Below are 24,381 nucleotides of genomic sequence, written 5' to 3'. Positions count from 1 at the left end.
TGATATGACCGCAGCGCCAAAACTTCAGCCCCGCGAAGCCACGGCTCCGCAGCTCATCAATGTTCTGCACAGCCCCAAGCGCATTCGGGTCAAATTCGCCGGCCGCACCATCGCCGACAGCCGCAACGTCCTGGTGCTGCGCTCCAACCATTTTCTGCCGATCTATTTCTTCCCGGCCTCCTCGGTGGACCGCTCGCTCTTAAAGCCGTCCGAGCATAGCCAGCGCCATCCCGTCGGTGGCGAAACCACCTATTGGAACCTGGAGACGGGAGAAAAAGCTTCGCCCAACGCGGCCTGGTCGCTTGTCGCGCCGCCGGATGAAAATCTGTCGCCGCTGGCCGGGCGTATCGCCTTCACCTGGAAGGCGGTCGACCAATGGTTCGAGGAGGAAGAAGAGGTCTTCGTCCACGCCCGCGATCCATACGCACGCATCGATGTGCTGCAGAGTTCAAGTCACGTCCAAATCTGGTTCGACGGCGAACTGATCGCCGACAGCCATCGCCCGGTGCTGCTGTTCGAAACGCATCTACCGACGCGTTTCTACCTGCACCCGGACGATGTCAGGCTCGACCGGCTGGTCGCTTCGGACAGCACGACGCGCTGTCCCTACAAGGGCATCGCCTCCTACTGGTCGGGCCGGCGCGCCGACGGCTCGGTAAGCCCCGATGTCGCCTGGAGCTACCGCGATCCCATTGCCGAAATGCCCAAGATCAGGGGCCTCATCGCCTTTTACCCGCAAGCCGTCGACCGCATCCATCTCGACGGCGAACCAGTCGCTTAAGCCATTCAACAGTCATTTCAGACAGGGGTTTCAAAATGACCAAACGCAACGACATCGATACGCTTCGCAATCTGTCCGGCGACATCTGGAACGTCGCCGTCGATGAGCACCAGGCCGGCTTCCTCAAGCGCCGCGATCTGCTGAAATACGCAGCCTTGATCGGCCTCACCGGCTTTGCCGCCTCGCAGGGACTTGCTGGTTTCGGCACTGCGCGCGCTGCCGGCGCCGGCGGCACGGTCCGCGTTGGGCTCGGACAGCCGACCAAGGCGATCGATCCCGTCTCCATCACCGATCCGGCCAGCATCGGCGTCATCAGCCAGGTCGGCGAATATCTCATCCTCGACGATCCCAAGGACGGTCTGCAGCCCAAGCTCGCTCTGTCGTGGGAGGCCGACGAGACCGCCAGCCGCTGGACCTTCAAATTGCGGCCGGGCGTGAAATTCCACGACGGCCGCACCGTCACCGCCAAGGATGTGGTGGCGAGCTTCGAGCGGCTGGTCGATCCGGCCAGCGGTTCGTCCGCTTTGTCTGCCTATAAGGGCATCCTGTCCAAGGGCGGCGCCAAGGTCGTCGACGACCAGACAGTCGCCTTTGATCTCGACGGGCCCAACAGCAACTTCCCCTTCTATGTCTCGTCCGACGTCTACAATGCCGTCATCCTGCCGGCCGACTATGCCGGCGATTTCGAGAAGAATTTCAACGGCACCGGCCCGTTCAAGCTCGAATCCTTCCGCCCCAAGCAGGGCGCCAGCTTCGTGCGCAACCCAGACTATTGGGGCGACAAGGCGCTGCCCGACCGCGTCGAGATCAAGTTCTTCGACGACGAGCAGGCGCAGGTGCTGGCGCTGCAGGCCGGCCAGCTCGACGTCATCCCGAGCACGACCCGGCTCGAACTGGCGATCGAGGGCAATCCCAACTTCAAGCTGCTCAGCGTGCAGGCAAGTTCGCATGACGAGGTGCATCTGCGGACCGACCAGGCGCCGTTCACCGACAAGCGCATCCGCCGCGCCTTGGCGCTCACCATCGACCGCGAGGCGGTGGTCAAGGGCTTGCTCAAGGGCCGCGCCATCGTCGGCAACGACACCCCGTTCGCGCCGATCTTCCCCTCGGCCGATCCGTCGGTGCCGCAGCGCAAGCAGGACATCGCCGAGGCCAAGCGCCTGCTTGGCGAGGCCGGCGTGCCGAACGGCTTCCCGGTGACGCTGACCACCGAACGCGCCTATGACATTCCCGATTATGCGGTGCTGATCCAGAACTTCGCCAAGAAGGCCGGCATCGACATCAAGCTCAACGTGCTGCCGCAGGACGCCTATTATGGCTCGGCGAAGTTCGGCTCGTCGCCATGGCTCGATTCCAATCTCGGCATCACCGATTTCGGACATCGCGGCACGCCCGACATCTTCCTCAACGCGACGCTGAAGAGTTCGGGCGCCTGGAACGCCGCGCATTTCAACAACCCGGCCTATGACGGGCTGCTGCTCGAATACGGCAAGGCCCGCGACCTTCAGGCGCAACGCCTTGCCGCGGGCAAGATCCAGACCTTGCTGCTGGACGAGACGCCGCTGATCATCAGCTACTTCTCGCAATACAGCCGCATCGTCTCGTCGAAGGTCGAGGGCGTCCGCTTCACGGCGATCTCGCATCTGCTGCTCGACCGCGTGACGTTCGCCCAGGCATGATTGCGAGACGTCCAGCCACTCCGGGCACTAAAATCCGATGCTGACCGGCCGCACTGTGTCGGCGCGGGCAGCCTCGCTTCTGCTCACGCTGTGGCTGGTCAGCATGCTGGTATTCTTCGCCGGGCAGGTTCTGCCCGGCGATGTCGGTCGCCTCATGCTCGGGCCGTTCGCCGATGCCGAGGCGGTCGCGGCGCTGAACAGGCAGCTCGGCGCCGACCAGCCGGTGCTCGTGCAATACTGGCACTGGTTCAGCAGCGTGCTGTCAGGCGACTTCGGCACCTCCCTGTCGCTGCGTTTGCCGGTGGCGCCCTTCGTTCTGGAAAGCCTCAAGCGCTCGGCGGCCCTTGCCGGAATTATCCTCGTCTTTCTGTTGCCGCTGGGCATCGGCGCCGGCATCGTCGCCGGTCTCAACCAGGGCCGCTTTATCGACCGCCTGATCGTACTCGCCGGCGTGTCCTTCGGCATCGTCCCGGACTTCGTCTCCGGCCTGCTGTTGCTCATCGTCTTCGGCCTGTGGCTGAACTGGTTCCCGATCACCGGCGCTGCTCCCGATGGCGCCGGGCTGTGGGTCAGTGGCTATTATCTGATCCTGCCGGCGCTGCCGCTGGTGCTGAACCTTGCCGGCTACATCGCTCGCATGACGCGGGCCGGCGTGATCGAGGCGCTGGCCGCCGACTATACGCGCACCGCCGTCCTGAAGGGCCTCGAGCGTCGCGAGATACTCATCCGGCACGTGCTGCGTAATGCGCTGACGCCGACCATCGCCGTGCTCGCGACCCAGACCGGTTACATGCTGGGTGGTCTGGTGGTCATCGAAGCCCTGTTCGGCATACAGGGCCTCGGCAACCTTGTCCTCAACGCCGCCAAGGCGCGCGATTTCCCGATGCTCGAAGCCGGCGTGCTGGTCATGGCGACCATCTTCGTGCTGTCGGCCGCGGCAGGCGATCTCGTGAATGCCTTGCTCGATCCGCGGCAGCGCCGCCGTGTCTCGCCATGATGGAACTGATGGAATTGCCGGAGCGCCGTACGCTGCGCTGGCGGGCAGCAAGTCGCATCCGCGAGACTGTTTCGCAGCTGCCGCCCTCGGTCATCATCGGCTCGCTGATCCTGCTGTTCTGGGTCGGCTGTGCCGTGTTCGGCAGCCTGTTTGTGCCCTACGATCCCTATGCCGAGGATTTCCTCGTCATGCTGGCGCCGCCCGACGCGGCGCACTGGTTCGGCACCGACCAGCTCGGTCGTGACGTGCTGTCGCGCATCGTCGTCGGCTCGCGTGACATCCTGCTGGTCGCGCCGGCAGCAACACTGCTCGGCGTTGCCGCCGGCAGCGTGCTTGGCCTCGTGCTCGGCTATTTCGACGGGCTGATCGACGCCATCGGCGCCAGGCTGCTCGACACGCTGATGGCCTTTCCCTTCATCGTCCTCGTCACCATGGCGCTGGTCGCGCTTGGGTCATCGAACCTCACCGTCATCCTTGTGATCGGCATCGCCTATGCCCCGCTGGTGGCACGGACGGTGCGTGCCGCCGTGCGCGAGCAGCGCGAACGCGACTATGTCAGCGCCGCCCGTCTCGGCGGCGAGAGCGCTCTTTCCATCATGTTCCTCGAGATCCTGCCTAATGTCAGGGAAACCATCCTCATCGAGCTGGTCACAAGGCTTGGCTACGCCTTCTTTTCGATCGCCACGCTGAGCTTCCTCGGCCTCGGCATCCAGCCTCCCTCAGCCGATTGGGGACTGGCGGTCGCCGACGGCTACGGCTTCCTGACCGGCGGCAAATGGTGGGTGGTGATCTTCAACTCCGCAGCCATCGTTTCGCTTGTCATGGCAACCAATCTGATCGCGCAAGGCATGGGCGCCTTCGAAAACAGCGATCGGTGAAGAGCGGAACGCTCAGCAAAGCTGACGCGCAATCGCGGACCGTGCGCTAAAATCGTTCCTCGTGATTCGGCTCTGACAGGCCTCAAAGAAAGGAACGGCATGAGCAAGGCCCTCATTACATTCGCATTGGTCGCGGTGCTCACCGCATTGCTCATGGCGCTCAGCCTGGCGGTGGCCAGGCACGGCTATCCCTATGGCGCGATCGGCGTGAGGCGGCTGGACGGCATTGCCGATGCCCGCTCGTTCCTGCCGCTCGCCGCCGTCTATTTTTTCGGCGCCATGCTGATGATGATCCTGCCGATCCGCGCCGCCGGCATCGTCTTGACCCATGCTGCGGATGCGCTGTTCTGGGCGGTGATTGCCCTGTTCGCCACAATTGTCGGCTGTCTCGTCGCCCGCTGGGCTTTCGGCCAGAGCAGCGTGCTGTGGGCGCTCCTGAACTGGCGTTTCCTGTTCGCCGCGGCCATCGTTGGCAGCCATTTCACCATGAACGGGCTGCGCCGCAACATCCTGCTCAGGAGCTTGTTCTTCGTCATCTTCGCCGCGGCGACGCTGGCTTGCCTGTTCTGGACTTTTCCGACCTGACAGGGCCGCTTCATATTGTCCATCTTGAGGTCGCGGCTTTCATAGCCGCGCGCCATCGGCTATCCAGTCCGCAGCTAGATTTCAGCCCTCACAGTGTCGTCATTTGTCTGATAAATGATTCAGGCATACGGCACCGCCAGCGAACCAATACAAGGAAACCGCGACATGAGCCTGTTTCGTAAAAATCTGATCGATGGCGAGTGGGTGGGCGAGGCCGGCTCGCGCAACATCAATCCCTCGAACACGGGCGATGTCGTTGGCGAATATGCCTCGGCCGGCGCCGAACAGGCAAAGCAGGCCATAGCGGCGGCCAAAGCCGCCTTCCCGGCCTGGTCGCGTTCGGCGCCGCTGGTGCGCCACGCCGTGCTGAAAAAGGCGTCGGACGAGATCATGGCGCGCAAGGACGAGATCGGCCGCGCGCTGTCGCGCGAAGAGGGCAAGACGCTGGCCGAGGGCATTGGCGAGACCATCCGCGCCGCCCAGATCTTCGACTTCTTCGCCGGCGAGACGCTGCGCCTGTCGGGTGAATTGGTGCCCAGCGTGCGCCCGGGCGTCGGCGTCGAGATCACCCGCGAGGCCGTTGGCGTCGTCGGCATCATTACGCCGTGGAATTTCCCGATCGCCATTCCCACCTGGAAGATCGCGCCGGCGCTCGCCCACGGCAACACCATCGTCTTCAAGCCGGCCGAATTGGTGCCGGAGAGCGCCTGGACCATTGTCGACATCCTGCACCGCGCCGGCCTGCCGAAAGGCGTGCTCAATTTGGTCATGGGCAAGGGCTCGGTGGTCGGCCAGGCCATGCTCGACAGCCCCGACCTCAACGCCATCACCTTCACCGGCTCGGTCGGCACCGGCAAACGCGTGGCCGCGGCAAGCGTCGAGCACATGCGCAAGTTCCAGCTCGAAATGGGCGGCAAGAATCCGATGGTCGTGCTCGACGACGCCGACCTCGCCACGGCGGTCGAGTGCGCCATCAACGGCGCCTATTTCTCGACTGGCCAGCGCTGCACGGCCTCGTCGCGCCTGGTGGTGACCGAAGGCATTCATGACCGCTTCGTTGCCGTGCTCAAGGAGCGCCTGGAAAAACTCGTCATCGGCGATGCGCTTGATGCCAAGACCCAGATCGGGCCCGTCGTCGATGCGAGCCAGCTGAAGCAGGACGAGGACTATATCGCCATCGGCAGCCAGGAAGGCGCCAACCTCGCCTTCGGCGGCGAGCGGCTGGACCGCGAAACACCCGGCTTCTATCTCAGGCCGGCGCTGTTCACCGAGAGCACCAACGCCATGCGCATTTCGCGCGAGGAAATCTTCGGTCCGGTCGCCAATGTCATCCGCGTCAAGGATTATGACGAGGCGCTGGCGGTGGCCAACGACACGCCCTTCGGCCTGACCTCCGGTATCTGCACCTCCAGCCTCAAGCATGCCACGCATTTCCGGCGCAATTCCGAGGCCGGCATGGTGATGGTCAATCTGCCGACGGCGGGCGTCGACTTCCACGTCCCGTTCGGCGGCCGCAAGGGCTCGAGCTACGGCCCACGCGAGCAGGGCCGCTATGCCGCGGAGTTCTACACTACGGTGAAGACAGCCTACACCTTTGCCGGCTAATTGACGGGTGAACCGATGACAGCGGCGAAAGAGGAACTGACCTGGCTCAACCCGCCGCCGCACCATGCTTTCGGTAATGGCATCGTGCATGTGCGCACCGGCGGGGAAACCGACTTCTGGCGCGAAACCTTTTACGGCTTCTGGCGTGACAATGGCCATTTCCTCTATCGCCCGGTTGAGGGTGACTTCAGCGCCGAAGTCACCGTCAAGGGCGACTACAAGGTGCTCTACGACCAGGCCGGGCTGATGCTGCGGCTGAGTGAAACGCACTGGATCAAGGCCGGCATCGAATACACCGACGGGCTGGCTTACTTTTCGGTGGTGGTCACCAACGACACCTCGGACTGGTCGCTGCTCAGCATTCCCACCGGCCCCGACGGCGTGCGCATCCGGCTGACCCGCCATGCCGAGGCGATCCGCATCCAATATCTTGATACCACCGACGGCAAGTGGAAGCCGGTGCGGCTGGCTTATTTCCCGATCTCCAAATCCGTCGATGTCGGCATGATGTGCTGCTCGCCGCAGCGCGAAGGGTTTGAGGTAACATTCTCCGGCTTTACTGTCGGCCCGCCGATTTCCAGGCAATTGCACGACTGACGGCCATATCGATGGCGGACTAACCGTCTGCCCGATGCTGGAAGAACTGCAAAAACAGCTCCCGTTCGGTGGTTATGTCGAGCTTCTCGTAGATGCGGCGGCGGTGGTTCTTCACCGTGCCGACGGCGATGCCGAGCCGTTCCGCGATGTTGGCGGTCGGATGTCCCGCCAGGATCAACTGCACCAATTCCCGCTCGCGCAGCGACAGCTCCGGCCACAGGCTCGCCGGGATGGTCGGCTCCTGCCGGGGCGAGGCGCCGGGGCCGGTCGGCGCCGATGTGCGGGAGAACTCGGTGCCGCGCGCCTTGATGTCGAGCGCATGCAAGGCCTCGAACACCGGCAGCCGCTCGTCCAGCAGGGCGATCTCGCTCTCCTTGAAGGTGGAGGTCGAGCGGTCGAGGAAGATGCCGAGGCACCAGTCGCCGCCATCGGCCAGCATGATGCCGACCTCATCGCAGATTTCCGACTGCGCCAGGAAGCCGGCTATGTACTGGCCGCGCTTGGCCTCGTCATCGGCAAGCCGCTTCAGCGGCAGGATGCCCAGCCTCTGCTCACGCCGCCACGAGGCATAGAACGGGTCGAAGACGTAGTAATTGTCGAGATAGCGCCGGACCATCTCGTCGGAGAAGCGCCGGTGCTTGATGAATTCCGGCGTCTTCGTCGCCGAATATCGGGTCACGGTGACGAGATCGTGCTCGATGTCGGCGCCGATCAGGTCGATCAGGCAGTCGACATGCCTGTCCGTACCGGTGGCGGCAATCGCCTTGGCGAGCGGCCCCCAGATATTGCCCATGCGCATGCCCTTTTCTCAGCGATCCCGGTCCGGCGGTCATTGTGTCTTTTGGCACATGGCGCAAGGCCGCCCAAGGAATCTAGCTTGAGCATCCTAGAGCAATCCCGAGGCGACCGTGACACAACCCAACCTCACCAGTCCCATCGTCGGCAATCCAATCGTCATCGGCATCGACGCCGGCGGCACCATGACCGACACGATCCTTGTCGACCAGGACGGCCACTTCAAGATCGGCAAGTCGGCAACCACGCCCAAGAACGAGGCCGAAGGCTTCCTCGCATCGGCCGAAGACGCGGCCGACGCCTGGGGCATCTCGCTGGAGCAGCTGTTCTCCGGCGTCAACGTCGTGCTCTATTCCGGCACCGGCATGCTCAACACGCTGTTGTCGCGCACCGGGCGCCGGCTTGGCCTGATCACCACCAAGGGTCTGGAAGACATGATCCTGATGGGTCGGGGCCTGCAGGCCTGGGCCGACTATTCCTATGCCGACCGGCTGCATGCGGTGACCCACCATCATCCCGATCCGCTGGTGCCGCGCCGTCGCACCCATGGCGTCACCGAGCGCATCGACCAGTTCGGCGACATCGTGCTGCCGCTCTACGAGCATGAGGTCGCGACTGCAGCCAGGAAGCTGATCGCCGACAAGGTCGAGGCGATCTGCATCATGACGATCTTCTCGCACGTCAATCCGGTGCACGAAAAGCGCATCGCCGAGATATGCCGCGAGGAGGTGCTGAAAGCCGGCGCCGACATCCTCATCTACACCAGCCACGAGGTCCGCCCGGTCATCCGCGAACAGTCGCGGCTGAACTCGGTGCTGATCGAAGCCTACGCGACGTCGCGCGGCCGCAAGCAGCTTAGGGGTATCGAGGACGTTTCGAAAAAATACGGCTTCAAATACGGCGTGCAGACGCTGCTGTCCTTTGGCGGCCTGACCTCAATCAACCATCCGCGCCTGCACGAAACCATGATTTCCGGCCCGATCGGCGGTATTCTCGGCGCGGCCTATGTCGGCAAGCTCATCGGCAACGACTCCCTGATCTGCTCGGACATGGGCGGCACCTCCTTCGACATGGGCGTCATTTCGCGCGGCCAGACGCGGATCGAGAACGAGCCGCTGATGGACCGTTTCAAGCTCAACGTGCCGACGCTGCATCTCGACACGATCGGCGCCGGCGCCGGCATGATCCTCAAGGTCGACCCGCTGACCAAGAAAGTCTCGCTCGGGCCGGAAAGCGCCGGTTCCGACCCCGGCCCCATCTGCTTCGCCAAGGGCGGCACTGAACCCACCATCGCCGATTGCGACGCCATACTAGGCCGCCTCAACCCGTATTATTTCCTCGGCGGCAAGGTCGTCTTGCAGGTCGAGAAGGCGCGCAAAGCGTTTGAGGAAAAATGCTCCAGCATCCTTGGCGTCGGTGTCGAGGAGGCTGCCGAAGGCGTGATCGACATGCTGGAAGCCGATGCCAACAACGCGCTGCGCCGGGTCATCTCCGGCCAGGGCATCCATCCCTCGGAATTCACGCTGCTGTCCTATGGCGGCTCGGGTCCGCTGCATCTGGCCGGCTGCTCCAGGGGCATCGGCTTCAAGGACATCATCACCTTCCAGTTTGCCGCCGCCTTCTCGGCCTTCGGCTGCACCACCGCCGATTTCATGCGTCGGCATTCGGTCTCGACGCAGCACGACATCGGCGCCCGCGCAAGCGATGACGAGCTGCTCGCTTTCGGCAAGAAGGTCACCGACGTCTGGAATGATCTCACCAAGGCGGCGGTCGACGAGATGATCAGCGACGGCCATATCAGAGACAAGATCAAGACCGTGCCGTTCCTGATGATGCGCTACACCGGCCAGCTCGAGGATGTCGAGGTCATGGCACCGCTTGCCGAGGTCAATTCGGCTGACGACATGCGTAGGGTCATCGACGAGTTCGAGGCGGTCTACGCCAAGGTCAACCATCGCGTTTCGCGCTATGGCGAAGCCGGCTTCACCATCACCGAGCTCGGATTGATCGCCACTGCCGACAAGGTCAAGCCGGTGCTCTTGAAGCGCCCGCTCGGCAAGTCGGCCCCGGCAGCAGCGCACAAGGGCGTGCGCGAGGCCTATATCGGGGGACGCTGGCACAAGGCCAATCTCTACGAGATGGACCTACTGCAGCCCGGCCATGAGGTGATCGGTCCGGCCATCATCGAACATCCCGCCACCACGCTCGTTGTTCATCCGCAGGACCGTGTCCACGTCGATGAGTGGACGCTGCTGCATTACACCCATTCTTGAAAGGGCACCGCCATGTTGGACAGACCTGCCTCGGCCCTGCGCCTTCGCGAACGGCTGCTCGATTCAGAACGGCTGATGGAAGAGACCGGCTGCTATGACGGCATCACCGAGCTCACGCTACGCAACCAGGACCCGCTGAAATTCGAGACGCTGCACACCAAGCTGCGCGCCTATTGCGTCTCGGCCCGCGAAATGGCCCGCCGCATCTCGGCCTCGCCCGGCGTGCGCGAAGTCGGCGAAATGGTGGTGGCGATCTATACGCCCGAGGGCGATGCGATCGCGCTGTCCAACGGCATCATGGTTCACGTCCACACGATGAGCCGCTTCATCAAATGGATGATCAAGAACAATTACGAGGAAAACCCGAAGATCCGCGAAGGCGACATCTTTGCCAACAACGATGCCTTCATCGGCACCGTGCAGGTGCCCGACGTCATGGACGTGGTGCCGATCTTCCATGAAGGCACGCTGGTCGGCTGGGCCGGTGCGGTCTGCCACGAGCTCGAAGCCGGCGGCATCACGCCCGGCGGCGACGTCTGCCTGGCGCAGGAGCGCTTCACCGAAGGCCTGTTCGTCTGCGCCGAGAAGATCGGCGAGAATGACGAGATCCGCCGCGACTACGTCATCCGCTGCGAGCGCAATCTACGCATGCCGATCTACTGGGTGCTCGACGAGAAGGCCAAGGTCGCCTCCTGCATCGACATGCGCGAAAGCGTCAAGCAGCTGATCTCCGAGATCGGCCTCGACTACTGGATGAAGGTGTCGAAGGAGTTCATCGAGGAGGGCCGTCGCGCCCAGCTCGCCCGCACCCGCCAGCTCACCGTGCCCGGCATCTATCGTGGCCACACCTTCTACGGCCATGTCACGGCGGGCAAGCCCGGCTTCCAGCTGCTCGGCGATCCCGACTGGCTCTACAACATCCCGATCGAGATGGAGATCACCACCGACGGCAAGATCACCATGGACTTCGAGGGCACACAGCCCTGGGGCTACCATTCGATGAACTGCACGCCGGCCGGCATGGATGGCGGCATGTTCGTCACCTTGACCCAGCACATGAATTTCGAGGGCCTGGTCAATGACGGCGCCTGGATGGCGACCGAGCTGAAGCTGCCGCACGGCACCTGGACCAACCCCGACAATGAGATGGTGGCGACCGCCACATCCTGGGCGCTGCTGCTGCCGGCCTATGGCGTGTTCCAGCGCCTTTTGTCGCGCGGCTTCGTCGCGCGCGGCTTCGTCGAGGAAGCCTTCGTCGGCCAGGTCAACAGCCCGATGATCGAGATGGGCGGCGAAAGCCAGTACGGCACGCCGTTCGGCATGGCGCATTTCGAATGCGCCGCCGCCGGCTCCGGCGCGCTGGCCATCGCCGATGGCCTCGACACCGCCTATGTCGGCTGGAATCCGGAATCCGACATGGGCAACATTGAGGTCTGGGAACAGTCGATGCCGATGGTCTATATCGGCCGCTCGATCATGCCCAATTCGGGCGGCGCCGGCAAATATCGCGGCGGCTGTTCCTTCGTCTCGACCTGGCTGATCAACAAGACCTCGCACCTGCGACTGCACACCTCGGAACACTCCTCGCGGGTATTCGACAATGGCGGCATGTGTGGCGGCTATCCCGCGCCGACCTGCCAGAAGCATCGCGCGGTACGCAATTCCAACATCCATGAACTGGCGGCAAAAGGCGAACCGCTCGCGCATGCCCCAGGTATCGATCCGCATGTCTCCGACTACGAGAAGAACATCGGCGGCGACCATGCCGTGGTCGAAGGCCCCTACATCACCTCGCCGCACAAGTCGGGGGACATCTTCAGCCATTCCTACAATGGTGGCGGCGGTTACGGCGACGTGCTGGAGCGCGATCCGGTCAAGACCGCCTGGGATGTCGAGAACGGTTTTCTCACCCGCCAGGCGGCGGTCCAGATTTTCGGCATCGTGCTGAAGGACGACGCCGAGGGTTATCCGGTTGCCTATATCGACGCCACCGTCGAACGTCGTGCCGCCATGCGCAAGGAGCGTCTGGCCAAGGCGATCCCGGTTTCGGACTGGATCGCTGCCGAACGCGGCCGTGTCGAGAAGGCCGACTTCGCGCCCGAGGTGAAGAAAATGTATGCCAGCGCGATCAAGCTATCGTCGCGCTTCACTAGGGATTTCAGCGATTTCTGGACCGTCGACGCCAGATCGATCTTCATGCCGGGAGCAAAGCCATGACCTCATACAGCAAGGAAGTCCTCGGCGATCTCTCAGCCGGCAAGCTGCCCTGGCCGCAGACAAAGCGCATCATGAGCGCCTACAAGGACGACGACCGCTTCTTCAAGATGCTCGCCGTCTATCAGGACCGTGTCACCTGGAAGGACCCGATCCTGCTGCCGGTCTCGGATCATTTGTTCATCTGCCAGAGCGGCGACGAGCGCATCACCCGTTGCGAATGCGGCCACTCTTTCGGTGACTATCGCAAGAACTGGAAGCTCAAGGCCGCGATCAACGTGCGCAACACCGAGGAGGCGCTGCGCGAGATCTATCCCAATAGCGATATCCCCGATCCGCAATGGATGGAAATCCGCGAATTCATCTGCCCGCAATGCGGCACCATGCACGAGGTCGAGGCGGCGGCTCCGGGCTACCCCATCGTGCACGACTTCGAACCCGATCTCGAAGGCTTCTATCGCGAGTGGCTGGGCAAACCGCTTTAACGACGTGGTGACCAGCGCTGCAGGCAAGGTAGCGCTCGTCACCGGGCTGGGTCTAAGACTATGGCATCAAACGTCGGCATCGGAGATTCACTGCCCATGACAGACCTTTCCGGCCGCAGCGCGATCGTCACCGGCGGGTTTTCCGGCATGGGCTTCGCCATTGCGACGGCGTTGGCGCAGGCCGGCGCAAATGTAGCGGTCGGCTCCTACATCGCCCCCGCCGGCGCCGACAGAACCGACGCCGCCTACTATCCCGGCGCCGATGAAATCGAGCGCGTGCGGTTGGCCCTGTCGGCACACGGCACCAGGGTTTATGCCGCCCACCTCGATGTCCGCGATAGCGAGGTGACCAACCGGTTTGCGGCTGACGCGCAGGCCGCCATCGGCCCGGGAGACATACTGGTCAATGCCGCGGGCACCACCGCCGAACAGCCGGTCTGCGGCCATTCCGACGCACTGTGGGACAAGATCGTCGACACCAATCTGAGCGGAGCGTTCCGCGTCACCCGAGCTGTGCTGCCCGGCATGATCGCGCGCGGCTGGGGCCGTATCGTCAACATCGGCTCGACAGCGGCTTCCGTCGGCTGGAAGGACAACCCGGCCTACTGCGCCTCGAAGGCCGGGCTGCTCGGCCTTACCCGCTGCGTGGCGCTGGAAGGCGCCCCGCACGGTGTCACCTGCGTCATGATCAGCCCCACCTGGGTCGAGACCGAACTGATGCGCCGCAACGTGACGCAGGTCGTCGAGCGTGAGGGCAAGGGCAGAACCGCCGAGGAAGCGATGGCCGAGATCGCCAAGGGCAATCCCCAGCAGCGCATGCTGCAGCCGCAGGAAATCGCGGCACTAGCCGTGTTCCTGTGCTCGGATCTGGCCAAGGGCATCACCATGGAAAACATTCAGGTCACCGGCGGAGCGCTGTGGTAGCGGCCACAGTTTTGAATTTTCGAACGAGCGAGCCGCATTAACGCCATTTGTCGGTTGCATGGTCGTTTTGGCCCTGCCCGCGGCAACTTTACCCCTCGCGGCAAATTTACCATTGAGTGACGGGCAATAGAGGTTATATTGCACTGCACAATGGATGCCCGTTGTGCGGGTTCCGGTAAGGGCCGTTTCGGCAGTCGCGCCTGCAGCAAGGGCGGACCTGACGCAGAAAAGCCGACCATGGGCGCTTCAGCCCAGCCGAAAGGCGGCAGCATGAGAAATCCGGTACGGATATGAAGATCCCGAAATCCATTCTGATCGATCCGGACAACAACAAGGCCTATGCCGCCTTCGCCGTTGCGGTGTCGGTGTTTGCCTTCGCCTACTCCACCAATTTCGGCCAGATCCTGATCCTCGCCTACTATTTGGTATGGCTGCCGCTGCTGTTCGTTGATTACCGGCGTTTCGCCCGCGATCTCTCCAGCGCCTGGCTGCCGCTGCTGTTTGCGGCCTATGTCTGCCTGTCGCTGTTCTGGTCGCAAGCGGCCGGCACCAGCGCGCGGGCGGGGCTGCAATATTTCTCCCACATGCTGTGCGCCTACATCGCGGCGCGCACCATCAGCACGCGCACGCTGGTGCTGGGCTCGCTGATCGGCATCTTCATCGTGCTGCTGTATTCGCTGAAGGTTGGCGCCTATGCGCTCGACACTATCGACGGCACCACCAATTTCGTCGGCGCCTTCGGCTCCAAGAACCAGATCGGCTTCTTCGCCTCGCTTGGCATCTTCTTCTGCTTCGCTTTTCTGGCCTTCTACCGGCGCAACTGGATGAGCTTCGTCTGGACCGCGCCGATCATCCTGCTGTCGGTCTATATGCTGGCGATCGCCCACTCGGCGACGTCGGTCGCTTCGCTTCCGGCGGTGATCGGTGTCGTTGCCTTGCTTGCCATGAGCAAGGTTCTGTCACGCCGCTACCGCCGCGTGCTGTTCGTCGTCGGCGCTACCGCGCTGGTCGGCGGTGTGATGGCTGCGCTGAACCTTGGCCTGCTCGATGTCGTGCTCGGCATCTTCGGCAAGGATTCGACGCTGACCGGCCGCACCTATCTCTGGGAACAGGGCTGGGCCGCCGCGCAGCAGCGTCCGGTGCTCGGTTATGGCTATGCCGCCTACTGGATCCAGGGTTTTGCCGATCCGGAACGGCTCTGGGCCGAGTTCTACATCTCCACCCGCACCGGCTTCCATTTCCACAACACCTATATCGAGACGCTGGTCGAGCTCGGCTTCATCGGCGTGACGATGCTGGCGCTGATCATCCTGCGCTCCTTCTGGGGCCATGTTTCGAAGGTGGTGTTCGGTGACTGGAGCGCCGATTCAGTGGTGCTCGCCGGCGCGGTCGGCATGATGCTGATCCGCTCCTTCTTCGAGGTCGAGATCCTCGGCCCCTATTTCATGGCCTCGTTCATCGTCTATTACGGCCTGTTCAAGCTGCGCCCGGTGCCGCTCGCCAGGGCAAGGCGGGCCTATGTTCCGGTGCCGGACGAGAACACCGCCAACGGCCGCATGCCGGCGCGCGTCTGACTTGCTTATCTCAGGCGACGGCGCGCTTGCGCAGCATCAGCCGCTGCAGGAAGCGGCGCAACGGCTCGTCATAGAGGCGCGTGGCGATGTCGGCGATGACGATGACGGAAACCGCCATGACGATGCCGAACCAGGGATGATGCGCGAACGGGTCGATCGCTGCGGCCTTGCCCGCCCCGGCGATGATCATCAGCAGCGGCGTGTGGATGATGTAGATCGGGTAGGAAATCCGCCCCAGCCAGCCATAGAGGCCTGACAGGCGCGGCGCCGTCGGCGCAATAGTGCCGACCACCACCAGCGCCGGGAAAACAAAGACGACGCAGGCGAGATCGTAGGCGACGCGCGCGCCGCCGACCGGCGCGATGGCAAAGACAACGAGCGTCAGTGCGATCGCGGCCTCTATCCACCAGCCGCGCCGCAGAAAGCCGAGCCCGCTTTGATAGCGTGTCATGGACCGGCAAAGCAGCACGCCCAGGAAGAACGAGAAACAGACGCGCGGCAGGCCGCTGATGATGGTCGAGCCGGTCATGCCGAAGTCGAGGGTGCCGGCCACGATCGAAGCGATGACCAGCAGCACCAGACTGACGGCGATGAGCGTGCTCAGCACGCGTTTCGTCAGCAGGAAGAAGACGGCGACATAGGCTATGTTGACGATCAGCTCGAAGAACAGCGACCACGACGCGGGGTTGAGCGGAAAGATCGTGTGATAGGCATCGCTGACCAGCGGGATGAAGAACATGCCGGTCGTCAGCATGGTGCCGATCTCGGAGATCGGCATGTATTCCGCCGGAATCAGCCGGTTCTTGACGACGAGATAGAAGAAACCGAGCAGCGTGCCGGCGAGGTAGAGCGGGTAGAGGCGTATCAGGCGGATCGCCACGAAGGTGCCGACGCCCATGCCGTTTTCGATCTTGCGGTCATAGGCATGCGCGATGACGAAGCCGCTGAGCAGGAAGAACAGGTCGACGGCCAAATAGCTCGACGGCAGCACCTTGCCGGCGACCAGGAACGGCGAGAAGTGGTAGAGCATGACGCTGATCGCCGCGACGCCGCGGATGGCATCGAGATTGAGGTAGACGTGGCGCGGTGCGGCGGGCTGCATGGAATGCCTTCAAGCGGTCGAAAAACGGAAGTTCCCGCCCGCACCCTGGCGCGAACGAGCCGAACTTGTTCATCCCGCCCCTCCGTCGTTCCGGTCTAGCTGAGCGAGACAGGAACTTACTGGCTGGCCGTCGGCGCCAGCTTCACCTTGATGACGTCGCCCGGCAGCACCGGTGTATCTTCCTTGGCGTCTATCTCGCTGGTCTTGCCGTCGGTCACGCGCACCAGCGAATAGATGAGCGCCGGCTCTTCATTGTTGTTTGTGATGGCGGCGGTCGTGGCCGGGTCCGATGCCTGGGCCATCAGGCCCTGTTGCATGTTGACCCTGAGTGCGGCTTCGTTGAGGTCTGCTTCGACCTGCTGCCGGTCGGCGGCAAGTCTCGAGTTCAACGTGTTCTGGGCATCGATGGCATCCTGCGTCGCCTTGCTGACCGACTGCTTGGCGGTGAGGATCGCCGTCTCATAGTCCAGGATCTTGCCCTGCAGATCGGTGACCGACTGTTGCGAGGAAAGCAGGCGTGCGTTGGCGACCAGGCCCTTTTGCGCCAGCGGACCGATACTGTCCGCCTGCTGCTGCGCCAGGTCGACCTGTTTTTGCTGGTTGACAATCTTTTTCTGCAGCGCCTCGATTTCGGACTGCAGGACCCCTTTCAGATCGTCAAGCGCCTGCAGCTTCAGCTTCAACGCTTTCTGGTCGGAGATCAGGATCTGCATTTCGTCGGCGACGATTGTCGCCAGGCGCGGGTCGCCCTCGACTTCCTTAGGCGCCTCGAAACTCTCCTTGCCGGCGAGATCGGCATCGATGCGGGCACGCTTGACGATCAATCGCACGCGCTGGTCGTCATAAATGTCGAAATTGCCCTTGGCGGTGATCAGATCCTTGCCGAGCTGGGTGCCGAAATCGGCGTTGCGCCGGATGCCGCCGGCGATGCTGATCGCCTTGAGCACGGTCAGCTCCGGCACATAGGGAAACTGGCCAGGCGTCTGGATCTCGCCCGAGATGTAGAACGGCCGGAACTGCACCATTTCCACCGAGGCTTCCGGCTTGTCCGACAAGGCAAGCTTGCGCTGCAGGGCGACGCTGATCGCGGCCGCAACCTCCGACGTGGTCTTGCCGGCGGCCGGCAGTTCGCCGACGAACGGCACCGACAAATTGCCGGCTGGACCGACCGAATATTCGCCGTTTACCGCCGACCAGTCACGGAACGTGCCTTCCACCGTCTGCCACTCGGCGACGCGGATGTTGAGCTTGTCCTGCGAGCCGAGCCGGTACTCGTCGGCCATGGCTGGAACCGCGAGCGACAGAGCGAGGCACGTGGCGACGAGCCATGCCGGCCGCATCGGGCCGGCAAGGCAAAAATGCGCTGATATGTCTGTTTTCAACTGACGTTTCCGATCCGTTTTGGCCCCATCCGCCCGATAGGCCTGCTGCCGAGTGCCTCCTTCGGAACCTGGCAGAACACTATGGCTGCAATGCGAGACCGGCCCATCGCCGAATAGCTTTGGACCGGATTGGCTTCGGGCCGTGCCGGCCCGATTGCTGACCAGTTGCGGTCGGTCAGTAGGAACCGCGCGACATCCACACCGCGGGCACGGTCTTGAGGATGATGCGAACGTCTTCGAACAGCGACCAGTTCTCGACATAGTGACGGTCGAACGCGACGCGACTGTCATAGGAGACATCGTTGCGTCCGCTGACCTGCCAGAGCCCGGTCAGGCCCGGCCGCGACTTCAAATAATAGACCGCGGCGCTGCCGTAGATCTCAAGCTCGTCGCGCACCACCGGGCGAGGCCCGACAAGGCTCATGTCGCCCTGCAGGATGTTGATGATCTGCGGCAGCTCGTCGAGGCTGAGCTTGCGCAGAACGGCGCCGACGCGGGTGACGCGCGGATCGTTCTTCAGCTTGCGGGTCGCGATCCATTCGGCGTTGGCTTCCGGATTGGCCGCGAGATAGGCGGCCAGCACACGTTCGCCGTCTTCGACCATGGTGCGGAACTTGAGGCAGGGGAAAATCCGCCCACCGCGTCCGATGCGCTTGTGGCCGTAGAAGATCGAGCCGCCGTCGGAAAGCTTGACCAGAAGGGCCACCATCAGGAACAGCGGGCTAAGCGCCACCAGGCCGACAAGTGAACCGAAAATATCGAAACTGCGCTTCAGCAGCCCGCCGATGGGTGGCGGAAAATCTACGCCGACATGCGAAAATGCCGCATTGGCCGACTTGGCAACGTCCCTCATGCAAAAGCTCCATACGTTGAACGGATGGTTTATGCCACGATACCAAAAAAATGCTGCAGCGCAACACACAATTTCCCATATGGCTGAAATAGTCACGTCAGGAATTGACTAAATAATAAACCCTCCTTGCCCAAATTTTGCCCTTTATGGCGGGTTTGTGACGAATAATTAGCAACCGTAGGAAATGTAATGCCTTTTTTCGGCGGGTTTTGGGCAAATCGTCCTTTGCCGCAGAGGGAACGGCTTTAACTGATTTTCGAATCACTGGCTTTGCTAAATTAAACAAGTAAAATACTAATTAACATTGTAGATTCTACTGTAGTATAAAGCGCATGACGATTTAGGCCACCACCCCTGCGTGTGCATCGCAGCATGGCGGAGTCCAAGCCGCCGCCAAGCCGAAAATTATTGCTGGTTGCCCTTGCCGTCAGTTTCGCGCCTTAATAGAGTCGCAAATTATTCCTGATAGAGTCTGGATGGGTTGGGAAGGCCGGAAGCAACCGGCCGAAAAAGAGCAGCTAAATAAGCTCGCATGGCGAATGGGGAGATACTCGGGTGGGTAAGTCATCGCTTTTGCATGCTCGGGCCGGTTGACGGGCCGCCGAACATGTCATTACCAAAATTCGTCATTGGAATGGTTTTCGCCCTCGCGATCGTGGTCGCGTGGTCCTATGTCGACGGCGCGACGGTCACCACAACGGTGCTTCGCGTCATCGGCTGCGCTGTCCTCATCCAAGTCGGTTATTTCCTGTTGGTGTATGTTATGATCGCCAGGAGCGCGCCGACATCGGCCGACAGGGCTCGCGACGCCGAAAGAAGCCTCGGCGCCGACAAGGCGGTTGAAGGCGAGAAGCTCTCGGCGAGGCGCAGCGTGCATTGAGCAGTCTGAAGCCGCAAGGTCGGCCTCGGATCATCTTGCTGCCGGACTCAGCCTGCTTCGGCCGGCTCGGGTTCCGATTGCTCGCCTGAAAGCATTTTCGACAGGCGGCTGCCGGCCTTCGCTTTCAACCTCTGATATTGCCCGACTTCGACGATTCGTCCGTTTTCGACTGCAACCACCCAGTCGGCGAAGGCGATCATCGATGGCCTGTGCGCAATGGTCAGGATCGTCATCGATCCGCGCAAGCCGTCGATCGACTTGGCGATCAGGGATTGGTTCTGCCAGTCGAGCGCGCTGGTCGCCTCGTCGAGAATGAGCAGCGAAGGTTTGCGCAGCAGCGCGCGCGCCAGCGCGATGCGCTGGCGTTCGCCGCCCGAGAGCCGGACGCCGCGGTCGCCGACCACCGTGTCGAGCCGCAACTCCAGCCGCTCGACGAAGTCGGCGCCATGCGCAGCGCGCAGTGCAGTCCACAGCTCCGCGTCAGTGGCTTGCGGCGCGGCAAGGCGCAGATTGGCGGCGATCGTATTGTGCAGCAGGAACACGTCTTGCGGCACATACGCCACCTGGTCGCGCCAGCGCCGGCGGTTGGCCGCGCCGATCTCGACGCCATCGGCCAGGATTTTGCCCTCGCTCGGTTCGAGCAGGCCAAGCAGCATGTCGGCAAGCGTGCTCTTGCCCGAGCCTGACGGACCGATCAGCGCCGTTACCTTGCCGGCGGGAAGGCCAAACGTCACATCGCTCACCACCGGCTTGCCGCCGGCCTCATAGGCAAAGGAGACGTTGCGGATGTTGAGCCCGACATCGAGCGACAGCTTGGCATCCGATTCGAGGTTTGCCGGCTCGCGTTCGGCATCGAAACGCGCCTGCATGTCGCGCATCGAGGCATAGGCCGGCAGGTTGATCAGCACCTGCTGCGCCTGCATCTGCATGTCCATGAAACGCGGCGCGATGCGCATGAACACCAGAAGCAGGACAACGATCTCGGCCAGCGAGAGGTTGAAGCGGACCAAAGCGACATAGATGAACAGGCTCAGACCAATGACGCTGGCGACCTGGAACAGAGCGGTGCCGATGGTGCTGTTGCGCACATAGTTGATGTTGTCGGCCTTCATCTTCTCCAGCGTCGCGCGAAGCTGCGCGTAATAGGTCGCCTCGACATTCAGGCTCTTGGCCACCTTGATGCCGCCGAGGAACTCCGAGACCGTTCGGTACTGCTCCTGGCGATTGCTGGTCAAAACCCGGCCGAAGGCGCTGGCTCGTGCCCGAAACGGCTGCAGTGCCAGGAAGGTGACGATGCCGACGACAATGGCAAACGCCGTCATTACTGTCGAAATGAACAGCGAGACAACGAGATAACCCGCCAGAAGCACGGCGATCTGCACCAGCATCAGCAGCGAGAACGCCGCCGACTGCACGCGGTCGATATCGCCGGTCAGCGCATGGTCGAGATCGGAGCTGCGCATGCGCGCGAATATCCCCCACCGCGCCTTGCCGATGCTCTCGAACAGGTTCATGCGCAGGCGATTGATGAAGTCGAGCAGCAGCCGCGCCATGTAGACGGATTTATAGCGGTTGAACGCTGCCTGCAGCGCGACAAGCCCGACCAGCAGGCAAAGCACCGTGGTCAATTGCAGCGTTCCGTCCGGAGCCAGCCAGCGCACCCAGTCGCGGTCAGGCAACCTGACCGCGAAATTCTGCTCGGGTCGCCCGACCAGATGCAGCAGCGGCACCAGAAGCAGGATCGAGATGCCTTCGGTCAGGCTTCCCAGGATCAGGAACAGCAATGCCGTGAAGGTCCTGCGCCCGCCGATCCGGGCCATGGCGGCGCCGAAGCCGGCGACATCGCGGTAAAACGAAAAGCGTAGGATCTGCGATGCGGCCATGTCAGCTCACCGCGGTCCTTTGTCGGCCGCCAGATCGTTTTCGATCAGGGCGACAGCTTCGCCGATACGGTCGAGCCCGGTCGGCACTTCGAGGCGACAGACGCCGATCTGGCTGGCCAGGGCGGCGCATTGGCGAAGATGTGTCGTGGCAAAATCGCCGACCAGGGCTGGACGGCCGAAACGCGTCACATAGGAAAATTTGATGATTGCCGGCAGGGCGCCGATGCCTGGCAGCGGCGTGATCGCTGCCTTGTCGCCGCGCTCGAGGATATAGATCCGGGTCGCCGGCACCGCGTCTGCCGCAAATCCGGCGTGCAGGCGATGCTGCATCTTGTCGATCGCCGCATGCACCTGCGGGCGTATTTCTGCCTGGCGGATGGGAAACGCGGCGGCGGCATCGGCGGCGAGCTTCAACTGCGGAAAACCCGGAACGATCATCGGCCGGTCCGTGAGATCGAGCGCCACGACATCGTCGGTCAGCAATCGATGCCCGGCACGGATCATCGCGCTCGCCGTCGTCGATTTGCCGGCGCCCTTGTCGCCCATGAAGACAGCGCTCTTGCCGCCGACCGCAATGGCGCTGGCGTGCAGGATGAGCAGGCCGCGCTGGTGCAGGAGCAGTGCCATGACCGGACCGAGCAGCGGAAACGCCAGCAGCGCATCGTCGACATCGGGCGCCGGCTCCACCTCGATGCGGCAGGCATCGGTGATCAGGAAGGCGCCGACCGTCTGCCATGCCAAATATTGCTGCCGCGGCTCGAAACGGAAAGCAGTTCCGGTCTCGGGCGAGGGTTTTGGCAGGTCGATCGGGCCGACCGTGATCAGCACATCGACGCAAGCTGGTTCGCTCGGCTCTAGCTCAGGCAGTTCGACCTGCGAAGCGATCGTCAGCCCATAGGCTTTGTAGAAGTGCTGTGCGCGAGCAGCAATTGCATGGCGGTCATCAGCGGCAAGAGGCATGTTGGCCGGCATCATCAGTGGCTCCCGCGCTGTTGCACCTGCCGCAGCCACAACGATAGCGAAATCGAACGCCATACATACTGGACATCGGGCAAGGTCGCGGCCTCGGGTTGGCTGGAAATGCGGCCATAGGCGGCGGTCACCTCAGGCAGGTTGACGTAAGGGGCAATCCGCGCCGCATCTTTCACCAGCACCTTGTCCAGGAGATCGCGGTGATTGCCCAGCATGCCTTTGACCAAATTGGAGGTGAAATCGATCTTGTCGCGCCGCCACTGCACCGCCGGGGGCAAAATTCCTTCCATGGCACGGCGCAACACCGAGCGGCCAAAGCCCTGGTTCAGCTTTTCCGCGCCGGGCAGTGCCAGGCAGAACTCAACCAGCGGCTTGTCCCAGAAGGGGTAGCGCGGCTCGACGCCGAAATTCGCCGCCGCCTTGTCGAGAACCTCGAAGGCGTGCGGCACCATGCCGTTCGACAGCAGCCAGCGATGGGTCAAGGTCTCGCTGGCGCTGACCGCGGGCGGCATATAGCCGGCCCTGCGGAACCGTTCGACGAGGTCGGTACGCATCGCCAGGTCCGGATTGATCAGGGCGCGCCAGCTCGTCGCCGGCCGCCCAGTGGGATGGCGCCGCAATTTGCCAAGCACGCGGTTCGCGAACCGCTTGATTCTCGCGATGCGCCAGGCCGGCCCGTAAAGGGTAAGGAACTGGTAGTAGAGGCCGAGCATGCCATCGCCATAGGTGTTGGAGGCGCTGCGCAGCTCGCGCCACAGCTCCATCCATTTGCCGGCATAGGCGAGTTCGTGCAGATGGCCGTGGCCCTGCGAAACCACCTCGTCGCCGCCATGGCCGTCCAGCAGCACCTTCATGCCCTTGGCGCCGGCCGTCCTGTAGATGTCGCGGGTCAGCGACAGGCCGGGGGCCAGGAACGTTTCTTCCTGCTCCTCCAGAATGCGTTCGAATTCCGCGAAGGGCGCGTAGTTGCCGACGGAAATCAAAGTGCCGTCGACCTGCTCCTGTCCAAGCACTGCCTCGATGAAAGGCCGCTCGTCCATCGGCGAACCCTTTTCGAACACCAGCGAGAAGGTCGGCAGCCTCGGCTTGCGCTGCGCGGCATTCTGAAGGCCCGCCACGCAGGCGATCGACGAGGAATCGAGGCCTCCGCTCAGCATCGCCCCGACCGCAGGCGTGCCGCGCATGCGGTTGCGGACCGATTGCGAAAACAAATGCCGGAATTCCTCGGCCGTATCCGATCGCATCGGCCTTGGCGAGGGTTCGATCTGCCAGTAGCGACGCAACACCACCTGGTTCCCGGTCACCGTCAGGCTATGGCGCGCGGGCAGGCGGAAGATATCGGCATAGGCAGTCGATTGCGGATTATCGGGCAGCCCGGCGAGGAAGCCGGAAATCTGGTGTTCGCTGATGCGCATGTCGACGCCGCCGACATCGAGGATCGGCCCGATCTCCGAGGCAAAGACGAAGCGCCGGTCGCTCGAATGATAGTAGAACGGTTTGACGCCGAAATGGTCGCGCACGCAAAACAGCTGCCGGCGCTCGCCATCCCAGATGGCAAAGGCGAAGTCGCCTTGCAGATGCTCGGGGCAGGCTTCGCCCCAGCGCAGATAGGCGCGCATCAACAGCACGGCGTCGGCAACCGAACTGTCCCTGATGCCAAGCCTGGCCAGCAATTCGTCGCGATTGTCCAGCCGGCAGTCCGCGGTGATCGCGAGCTTGCCGCCGGCCATGGTCAGCGGGCCGGGGCCGGCTTCATCGGTGGTGTTGAGCCAGGCGTGGCCAAGAACGACGCCCTCGTCCATCCACCACGAACTGCCGTCAGGCGCGCGATGTTGCATGCGGGTAAGCATGCGCTGGATGTCGGCCGCGGCGGCCTGCCTGCCTTCCTGCCTAAGCAGAATTCCGGCGACGCCGCTCATCGC

The 24,381-nt window shown here is 62.9% G+C and carries 20 protein-coding genes; 13 read left to right on the top strand and 7 right to left on the bottom strand.

Features of this window, described 5'->3' with window-relative positions:
• The first annotated feature begins 4 nt into the window (after positions 1-4).
• From NKK50_RS12395 to NKK50_RS12365, 7 genes are all read left to right on the top strand, one after another.
• A complete protein-coding gene (locus NKK50_RS12395) occupies positions 5-781 on the top strand; it encodes a DUF427 domain-containing protein (protein WP_023738075.1) in 777 nt (258 codons plus the stop codon).
• A 35-nt stretch (positions 782-816) separates the two neighbouring features.
• Positions 817-2,460 carry an ABC transporter substrate-binding protein gene (locus NKK50_RS12390; protein ID WP_023738076.1) on the top strand — a complete coding sequence of 548 codons (1,644 nt, stop codon included), beginning with the start codon at positions 817-819 and terminating at the stop codon, positions 2,458-2,460.
• Positions 2,461-2,497: 37 nt separating this feature from the next.
• Complete coding sequence (locus NKK50_RS12385; RefSeq protein ID WP_352543489.1) at positions 2,498-3,457, top strand: ABC transporter permease; 960 nt, start codon at positions 2,498-2,500, stop codon at positions 3,455-3,457.
• Positions 3,454-4,335 carry an ABC transporter permease gene (locus NKK50_RS12380; RefSeq protein WP_352543488.1) on the top strand — a complete coding sequence of 294 codons (882 nt, stop codon included), beginning with the start codon at positions 3,454-3,456 and terminating at the stop codon, positions 4,333-4,335. The genes NKK50_RS12385 and NKK50_RS12380 overlap by 4 nt, the downstream gene beginning before the upstream one ends.
• Positions 4,336-4,434: 99 nt before the next feature.
• Positions 4,435-4,920 carry a hypothetical protein gene (locus NKK50_RS12375; protein ID WP_023745190.1) on the top strand — a complete coding sequence of 162 codons (486 nt, stop codon included), beginning with the start codon at positions 4,435-4,437 and terminating at the stop codon, positions 4,918-4,920.
• 165 nt (positions 4,921-5,085) lie between these two features.
• Positions 5,086-6,525: an aldehyde dehydrogenase family protein gene (locus tag NKK50_RS12370; protein WP_023696950.1), complete on the top strand. Its 1,440-nt coding sequence runs from the start codon at positions 5,086-5,088 to the stop codon at positions 6,523-6,525.
• A gap of 15 nt (positions 6,526-6,540) precedes the next feature.
• Positions 6,541-7,122 (top strand): DUF1349 domain-containing protein, encoded by a 582-nt coding sequence (locus NKK50_RS12365; RefSeq protein ID WP_023732560.1) that lies wholly within the window; start codon positions 6,541-6,543, stop codon positions 7,120-7,122.
• A gap of 19 nt (positions 7,123-7,141) precedes the next feature.
• Here NKK50_RS12365 and NKK50_RS12360 read toward each other — a convergent pair whose 3' ends face one another.
• Positions 7,142-7,921: a helix-turn-helix transcriptional regulator gene (locus tag NKK50_RS12360; protein ID WP_023668824.1), complete on the bottom strand. Its 780-nt coding sequence runs from the start codon at positions 7,919-7,921 to the stop codon at positions 7,142-7,144.
• A gap of 109 nt (positions 7,922-8,030) precedes the next feature.
• Here NKK50_RS12360 and NKK50_RS12355 point away from each other — a divergent pair, with 109 nt between their 5' ends.
• The 5 genes from NKK50_RS12355 to NKK50_RS12335 all read left to right on the top strand — a co-directional run bounded on the left by NKK50_RS12355 (position 8,031) and on the right by NKK50_RS12335 (position 15,387).
• A complete protein-coding gene (locus tag NKK50_RS12355; RefSeq protein ID WP_023694215.1) occupies positions 8,031-10,190 on the top strand; it encodes a hydantoinase/oxoprolinase family protein in 2,160 nt (719 codons plus the stop codon).
• Between the two features lie 12 nt (positions 10,191-10,202).
• Positions 10,203-12,407, top strand: a complete 2,205-nt coding sequence (locus NKK50_RS12350; RefSeq protein ID WP_352543487.1) for a hydantoinase B/oxoprolinase family protein — start codon at positions 10,203-10,205, stop codon at positions 12,405-12,407.
• Positions 12,404-12,889, top strand: coding sequence for an acetone carboxylase subunit gamma (locus tag NKK50_RS12345; protein WP_023725869.1), 486 nt, complete (start codon positions 12,404-12,406; stop codon positions 12,887-12,889). Before NKK50_RS12350 ends, NKK50_RS12345 begins: the two co-directional genes overlap by 4 nt.
• Before the next feature lie 96 nt (positions 12,890-12,985).
• Positions 12,986-13,813 (top strand): SDR family NAD(P)-dependent oxidoreductase, encoded by an 828-nt coding sequence (locus tag NKK50_RS12340; protein ID WP_352543486.1) that lies wholly within the window; start codon positions 12,986-12,988, stop codon positions 13,811-13,813.
• Between the two features lie 290 nt (positions 13,814-14,103).
• Positions 14,104-15,387, top strand: a complete 1,284-nt coding sequence (locus tag NKK50_RS12335) for an O-antigen ligase family protein (RefSeq protein ID WP_023689977.1) — start codon at positions 14,104-14,106, stop codon at positions 15,385-15,387.
• Positions 15,388-15,397: 10 nt separating this feature from the next.
• Here the strand turns inward: NKK50_RS12335 and NKK50_RS12330 are convergent, their stop codons facing one another.
• The 3 genes from NKK50_RS12330 to NKK50_RS12320 form a co-directional block, all read right to left on the bottom strand.
• Complete coding sequence (locus NKK50_RS12330; RefSeq protein ID WP_352543485.1) at positions 15,398-16,489, bottom strand: acyltransferase family protein; 1,092 nt, start codon at positions 16,487-16,489, stop codon at positions 15,398-15,400.
• A gap of 116 nt (positions 16,490-16,605) precedes the next feature.
• On the bottom strand, positions 16,606-17,829 hold the full coding sequence (locus NKK50_RS12325; RefSeq protein ID WP_352543521.1) for a polysaccharide biosynthesis/export family protein: 1,224 nt from the start codon (positions 17,827-17,829) through the stop codon (positions 16,606-16,608).
• A gap of 217 nt (positions 17,830-18,046) precedes the next feature.
• Positions 18,047-18,724, bottom strand: a complete 678-nt coding sequence (locus NKK50_RS12320; protein WP_023668816.1) for a sugar transferase — start codon at positions 18,722-18,724, stop codon at positions 18,047-18,049.
• Positions 18,725-19,331: 607 nt separating this feature from the next.
• Here NKK50_RS12320 and NKK50_RS12315 point away from each other — a divergent pair.
• Entirely contained in the window at positions 19,332-19,604 is a 273-nt protein-coding gene (locus tag NKK50_RS12315) for an exopolysaccharide production repressor protein (protein ID WP_023711266.1), read from the top strand.
• 47 nt (positions 19,605-19,651) lie between these two features.
• On the opposite strand, the gene NKK50_RS12310 is transcribed toward NKK50_RS12315, so the two are convergent.
• From NKK50_RS12310 to NKK50_RS12300, 3 genes are read right to left on the bottom strand one after another with little or no spacing between them, the layout of a single operon-like run.
• Positions 19,652-21,487 carry an ABC transporter ATP-binding protein gene (locus NKK50_RS12310; protein ID WP_352543484.1) on the bottom strand — a complete coding sequence of 612 codons (1,836 nt, stop codon included), beginning with the start codon at positions 21,485-21,487 and terminating at the stop codon, positions 19,652-19,654.
• 6 nt (positions 21,488-21,493) lie between these two features.
• Positions 21,494-22,462: a phosphoenolpyruvate carboxykinase (ATP) gene (locus NKK50_RS12305; RefSeq protein ID WP_023819505.1), complete on the bottom strand. Its 969-nt coding sequence runs from the start codon at positions 22,460-22,462 to the stop codon at positions 21,494-21,496.
• On the bottom strand, positions 22,462-24,378 hold the full coding sequence (locus NKK50_RS12300; RefSeq protein WP_352543483.1) for a lasso peptide isopeptide bond-forming cyclase: 1,917 nt from the start codon (positions 24,376-24,378) through the stop codon (positions 22,462-22,464). The genes NKK50_RS12305 and NKK50_RS12300 overlap by 1 nt, the downstream gene beginning before the upstream one ends.
• Positions 24,379-24,381: the final 3 nt, after the last annotated feature.

This window comes from Mesorhizobium sp. M0001 (assembly GCF_040324255.1).
Classification (GTDB): domain Bacteria; phylum Pseudomonadota; class Alphaproteobacteria; order Rhizobiales; family Rhizobiaceae; genus Mesorhizobium.
Note: the sequence above shows the minus strand (reverse complement) of the source record. Positions and strands in the feature narration are given on the sequence as shown.

Coding starts and splice junctions, on each gene's coding strand:
- NKK50_RS12395 (WP_023738075.1), top strand. CDS start 5: ATGACCGCAGCGCCAAAACTTCAGCCCCGCGAAGCCACGGCTCCGCAG.
- NKK50_RS12390 (WP_023738076.1), top strand. CDS start 817: ATGACCAAACGCAACGACATCGATACGCTTCGCAATCTGTCCGGCGAC.
- NKK50_RS12385 (WP_352543489.1), top strand. CDS start 2,498: ATGCTGACCGGCCGCACTGTGTCGGCGCGGGCAGCCTCGCTTCTGCTC.
- NKK50_RS12380 (WP_352543488.1), top strand. CDS start 3,454: ATGATGGAACTGATGGAATTGCCGGAGCGCCGTACGCTGCGCTGGCGG.
- NKK50_RS12375 (WP_023745190.1), top strand. CDS start 4,435: ATGAGCAAGGCCCTCATTACATTCGCATTGGTCGCGGTGCTCACCGCA.
- NKK50_RS12370 (WP_023696950.1), top strand. CDS start 5,086: ATGAGCCTGTTTCGTAAAAATCTGATCGATGGCGAGTGGGTGGGCGAG.
- NKK50_RS12365 (WP_023732560.1), top strand. CDS start 6,541: ATGACAGCGGCGAAAGAGGAACTGACCTGGCTCAACCCGCCGCCGCAC.
- NKK50_RS12360 (WP_023668824.1), bottom strand. CDS start 7,921: ATGCGCATGGGCAATATCTGGGGGCCGCTCGCCAAGGCGATTGCCGCC.
- NKK50_RS12350 (WP_352543487.1), top strand. CDS start 10,203: ATGTTGGACAGACCTGCCTCGGCCCTGCGCCTTCGCGAACGGCTGCTC.
- NKK50_RS12345 (WP_023725869.1), top strand. CDS start 12,404: ATGACCTCATACAGCAAGGAAGTCCTCGGCGATCTCTCAGCCGGCAAG.
- NKK50_RS12340 (WP_352543486.1), top strand. CDS start 12,986: ATGACAGACCTTTCCGGCCGCAGCGCGATCGTCACCGGCGGGTTTTCC.
- NKK50_RS12335 (WP_023689977.1), top strand. CDS start 14,104: ATGAAGATCCCGAAATCCATTCTGATCGATCCGGACAACAACAAGGCC.
- NKK50_RS12330 (WP_352543485.1), bottom strand. CDS start 16,489: ATGCAGCCCGCCGCACCGCGCCACGTCTACCTCAATCTCGATGCCATC.
- NKK50_RS12325 (WP_352543521.1), bottom strand. CDS start 17,829: ATGCGGCCGGCATGGCTCGTCGCCACGTGCCTCGCTCTGTCGCTCGCG.
- NKK50_RS12320 (WP_023668816.1), bottom strand. CDS start 18,724: ATGAGGGACGTTGCCAAGTCGGCCAATGCGGCATTTTCGCATGTCGGC.
- NKK50_RS12315 (WP_023711266.1), top strand. CDS start 19,332: ATGTCATTACCAAAATTCGTCATTGGAATGGTTTTCGCCCTCGCGATC.
- NKK50_RS12310 (WP_352543484.1), bottom strand. CDS start 21,487: ATGGCCGCATCGCAGATCCTACGCTTTTCGTTTTACCGCGATGTCGCC.
- NKK50_RS12305 (WP_023819505.1), bottom strand. CDS start 22,462: ATGATGCCGGCCAACATGCCTCTTGCCGCTGATGACCGCCATGCAATT.
- NKK50_RS12300 (WP_352543483.1), bottom strand. CDS start 24,378: ATGAGCGGCGTCGCCGGAATTCTGCTTAGGCAGGAAGGCAGGCAGGCC.